This window comes from Okeania sp. (assembly GCF_983059655.1).
Genome location: NZ_CEZPJD010000485.1, coordinates 1,806 through 6,006 on the forward strand (window position 1 = coordinate 1,806; position 4,201 = coordinate 6,006).

Genomic DNA, 4,201 nt, shown 5'->3' on the forward strand with positions numbered 1-4,201 from the left:
TATCCATTAAATAAGATTCTAATCGTTTTTCACCAGGGAGAAACTCTGGAAAACCACTAGGACAACTATAATTAATTTTATCTGTTTTTGCCATTTTTTACCTCATCTTCAGAGTAGGGGAGTAGGGGAGTGGGGGAGTAGGGGAGTAGGGGAGAAAAATATAAATAGGGTTTGCTGAAGTCCGCAGTTCTTCTGTAAAAGGCTAGCTGACCGCTGTTAGCTCCGCATTCCGGAGGAAATGCTTACTTTCTTACTTTTTCTTTCCACCAAAAATTCCCCCAAATAAACCACCGCTTTTATCAGGTTTAGTTTCTTTTTGATCTTTTGGTTTACTTAGTTTATTCTTGCCAGTTGCACCTTGTTCTAATAATTTTTTAACCTCCAATGCTTTTGGCTCTTGAGGATTTAATGAAAGAGATCTTTTAACTTCATATATTGCCATTGTGCGTTGCTTTTGCTGAAAGTAACAAAAACCTAATAAAGCATGACAAAAACTATCATTTTCCTCAAATTTCAAAGCTCCTTTTAATTCTGAAATTGCTTTCACATAATTTTTATTAGATATTAATGTTTTAGCTCTATTACAAGCTTGCTCTACCAAAGGATTTTTAGTTGAGGGATTTATAGTTGTGGGTTTGACAGAATCACTAGGAGGTTTCGGTGGAGGTGTAGGTGTAACGACTCCAGGAGCAGTTTGTTTGCGTAGTAAATAAGCTAAATTCAATTCACTAATTTCTCCGATGATATCTAAAGTTTTTTCAAGAGATTCATATTCGCGATCGCTTAACTCCTGGAGAGCTTCCTTATATAAATTTTTATAATCCCCCGCCTTAGCAATTTTTTTTGCTCTATCAGTAGTAAGCTTAATTTGACTGCGCTGCTGAGAAACAGTATTACCGAGATTTTTGAGAACTACAAAAAGTTCAGTGCGATCGCCTTCCTTAGAAAATTTATTATAAGCTGGACTCACCAACTTAGATAACAACTGATTAGCAAATTCTTTATCAGTTTCACTTCCAAAGGGTGAAGTATCGGGGTGCAAACGACGTGCCACTCGCATATACCTTTTACGAATTTCGCTAAATTCTGCATCTAGAGAAACCCCTAAAATTGCATGATGGTCTGTGAAATCAAATTGGAATAATCCTTGTTCAAATTTAAAAGACATAATAACAACTTTTCCTTAACAAAATTGCATTGAATCTAAACTTAATTCTTTATTACCTCTAAATTAGACATCTCTGGAAATTAGACATTATAGATCACTTTTTGTGTCTTTTTTCAGAAATTTTCTTCCCTATTGCCTATTGCCTGTTGCCTACTCCCTACTCCCTCTTTTCCTTAGACCAATTAGACAGAGGGAGAGCTTCAATCAAAGCTTTGCTCATTAAATCGTGAATTTTGCCATTAGTAGCTAAAATTTTACCCGAACTCATATCAAAAGGACTACCATTATAAGCCGTAACTTTACCTCCCGCTTCCTCCAACACTACTATACCTGCAGCAATATCCCAAGGCGACAAACCTCTTTCCCAGTAACCATCTGCACGACCACAAGCAATAGAAGACAAATCTAGAGAAGCACAACCAGAACGTCGTACCCCTTGAGTGAGGTAACATATTTGACAAAATTCCTTGTAGTTATTATCAGTAGTCTCCCGTCGGTCGTAAGCAAAACCCGTTATCGTCAAACTTCTTTCTAAAGTAGTAGTCTGAGAAACACTAATTGGTTTGCGGTTACGAGTTGCCCCCAACCCTTTAGCAGCACGAAACAGTTCATCCAAAATCGGATTAAAAACCGCCCCCACTTGTGGTACCCCATCAATTAATAATCCTACCGAGGATGCTGAAAAAGGATATTGGTGGGCAAAATTAGTAGTACCGTCCAAAGGATCTATTGCCCATAGATATCTACTTGTTGTATCTCCCAGCTCTCCCGACTCTTCAGCTAGAATGCCATGGTCTGGTAGATGTCGCTGTAAAACCTTGACGATCGCCCTTTCAGCAGCTTTGTCAGCTTCAGTTACCAAATTTCCTGGACTGCCCTTTTCTTGAATATCTTGAAGATTGCCCCAATAAGACATCAACTCTGCACCACCAGCAAGAGCAGCTTCAGTGGCAATATCTAAGAAAACTTGTAATTGTTCTGCACTCATAAAAAATAATTAACTTACATAATTAATAGGAATTGGAGAGTTGTTCAAAATCTCCATGACAATAATAACTTCTGACTTCTGTACGGGTAATTTCCTAACGGAATGCTTTCCTTACGGAATGCTTCACAAACGCAAACGCAAATGCGTTTACGAAGTATTCCGTAGGAAATCACCCCTACTGACTTCGAGGATATCTGAAAAGTTTTTTGATACCGAATTTTGCCCCCCGAGCACCCCAATTTTGGTAATTTTGCCCCCCGAGCACCCCAATTTTGGTAATTTTGCCCCCCGAGCACCCCAACTTTGGGGGGAACAAGAGTCAATTTGCTTCTAAAAGTACCCCAATTTTGGGGGATTTAGGGGGCTTGGATGTAGCAAATGGGACTTCTCAGATAACCTCTTACCGAATAATTAAATTTAAGGTAAAAAGCCTTTCCTTTAAAGGAGAAACAAGCGGTCGAGGGATGGCGAGGTCTCCTCGCCATATCCAATCGACCAAGATAGAAAAAATTTTCCCTACCGCGTCAATCCTATCCGCTTTCAAGGAAAGGTCATTATTAATTATTAATTGTTAAACCTATTTTTTAAGATTTTCACGACGAAATTGTGCTGGAGTTTGACGCATTGGACGTTCTGGATTCCAGATACCTCGCCCCATCAGTCTAGCTTTTTCTTGGGCATTAGCAAGACGTTCTGTATACTTATTATTAGGAAAATCTGGCTCTGCCAAGGCCAAACCTTCTTCTGCCATATATTCATTAATTAGTTTCCCATTCAGCCAAATATAAGCCAGTTGGCGATCGAATTTATCTTTTTTCTGGACATCAAACTCTAATAAAACTTCTTGTCCCAAGGTTAACTGTTCTAGTTGGGTTCTAGCTTCTTGTCCCCAAGGTTTTTGTCTGGTATCTGGTGCCTGAATACCAATCAAGCGAATTGGTTCTAGTATAGGTACAGCAGCAGAACGGTCAGTTATCTCGATAGTTTGTCCACTAACAACCCTTTCTACTCTAATTGTTTTGCCTGACCGGGGGTTTGAGTTTTGGCAGCTAGTGAAAAATATCCAGACTATTAGTAGATAAATGATTTTAGTCTTCATCTAATGGCAATCCCGCTTTTACCTTTCCTTTGCCAAAATAGCGGCCAAATTGGAGTTCGTATACTTCATCTTCATCTTGTGTCTCTACAAATAGGTCAGAACGAGCATAGCTGACACACAGAAGAGCATAACCCTGTTTTTGAAGTTCTAATGATAGTCCCATTGCTTCTGGTTGATAGAGTTGGCCAGATATAACTCTCACTGCACAAGTAGTACAAGCACCATTACGACAGGAAAATGGTAAATCTACTCCTTGGTTTTCCGCACTGTGGAGGATGTAGCGATCTTCAGGAACCTGGACTGTATGATATGTATCTTTTTGGCGATCGTGTATACGGATTTGGTGATTACGGGCCATTTCAGTTATCAGTTATCAGTTATCAGTTATCAGTTATCAGTTATCAGTACCTCTGTCTGTTTGCGCAGCATTCCGCAGGAAAGTCAGAGGCTTGAAATATTGAATTTGATTTCTCTTGGTCAATTAGATATGGCGAGGAAACCTCCAGGGTTTGCGCAGCATTCCGGGATGGAAAGCAATCTCAAATCCTAGTTTTTTTGTACCTCATGCTTAAGTCCTGAATTAACAAACTCAAACATGATTTATTCTTAAGCTTATATTATCAAAATAGTTGAGTCTAAAACCCCGCCTTTTCAAAAGATCCAGAAACCCTGATTATTTCGTAGAAAGTCGCACATCACGTTAACTTATGACTTATGACTTATGACTTCTGACTTCGTCATCCAGGCCCAATATCCAATATAAAATTTTTTTGCCAGAAAGACTTGCAAAATTTAGAATAATTCTGCTACAATTGTGGAATTGTGAGCAAACATAAAATTTAATAGTTTTGCTTTTTGGAGAGGTGGCCGAGTGGTTTAAGGCGCAGCACTGGAAATGCTGTTATGGGGTGACTTATACGGGGGTTCGAATCCCCCCCTCTCCGTT

General features: G+C 39.2%; 4 protein-coding genes and 1 tRNA gene. 1 reads left to right on the forward strand and 4 read right to left on the reverse strand.

The genetic code is table 11. The features are described 5' to 3' along the window. Positions 1–250: 250 nt before the first annotated feature. From AC3DU7_RS22385 to AC3DU7_RS22400, 4 genes are all read right to left on the reverse strand, one after another. Positions 251–1,168 (reverse strand): J domain-containing protein, encoded by a 918-nt coding sequence (locus AC3DU7_RS22385; RefSeq protein WP_488041511.1) that lies wholly within the window; start codon positions 1,166–1,168, stop codon positions 251–253. Between the two features lie 157 nt (positions 1,169–1,325). Next, positions 1,326–2,156 (reverse strand): inositol monophosphatase family protein, encoded by an 831-nt coding sequence (locus AC3DU7_RS22390; protein WP_488041512.1) that lies wholly within the window; start codon positions 2,154–2,156, stop codon positions 1,326–1,328. Between the two features lie 577 nt (positions 2,157–2,733). Continuing rightward, positions 2,734–3,255, reverse strand: a complete 522-nt coding sequence (locus tag AC3DU7_RS22395) for a thermonuclease family protein (protein WP_488041513.1) — start codon at positions 3,253–3,255, stop codon at positions 2,734–2,736. Further along, positions 3,245–3,613, reverse strand: a complete 369-nt coding sequence (locus AC3DU7_RS22400) for a 2Fe-2S iron-sulfur cluster-binding protein (RefSeq protein ID WP_488041514.1) — start codon at positions 3,611–3,613, stop codon at positions 3,245–3,247. Before AC3DU7_RS22400 ends, AC3DU7_RS22395 begins: the two co-directional genes overlap by 11 nt. 499 nt (positions 3,614–4,112) lie before the next feature. Between AC3DU7_RS22400 and AC3DU7_RS22405 the strand changes: the two genes are divergently transcribed. Further along, positions 4,113–4,199, forward strand: a tRNA-Ser gene (locus AC3DU7_RS22405). Positions 4,200–4,201: the final 2 nt, after the last annotated feature.

Excerpts from the sequence above, each read along its gene's own strand:
- AC3DU7_RS22385 (WP_488041511.1), bottom strand. The coding sequence starts at position 1,168 with ATGTCTTTTAAATTTGAACAAGGATTATTCCAATTTGATTTCACAGAC.
- AC3DU7_RS22390 (WP_488041512.1), bottom strand. The coding sequence starts at position 2,156 with ATGAGTGCAGAACAATTACAAGTTTTCTTAGATATTGCCACTGAAGCT.
- AC3DU7_RS22395 (WP_488041513.1), bottom strand. The coding sequence starts at position 3,255 with ATGAAGACTAAAATCATTTATCTACTAATAGTCTGGATATTTTTCACT.
- AC3DU7_RS22400 (WP_488041514.1), bottom strand. The coding sequence starts at position 3,613 with ATGGCCCGTAATCACCAAATCCGTATACACGATCGCCAAAAAGATACA.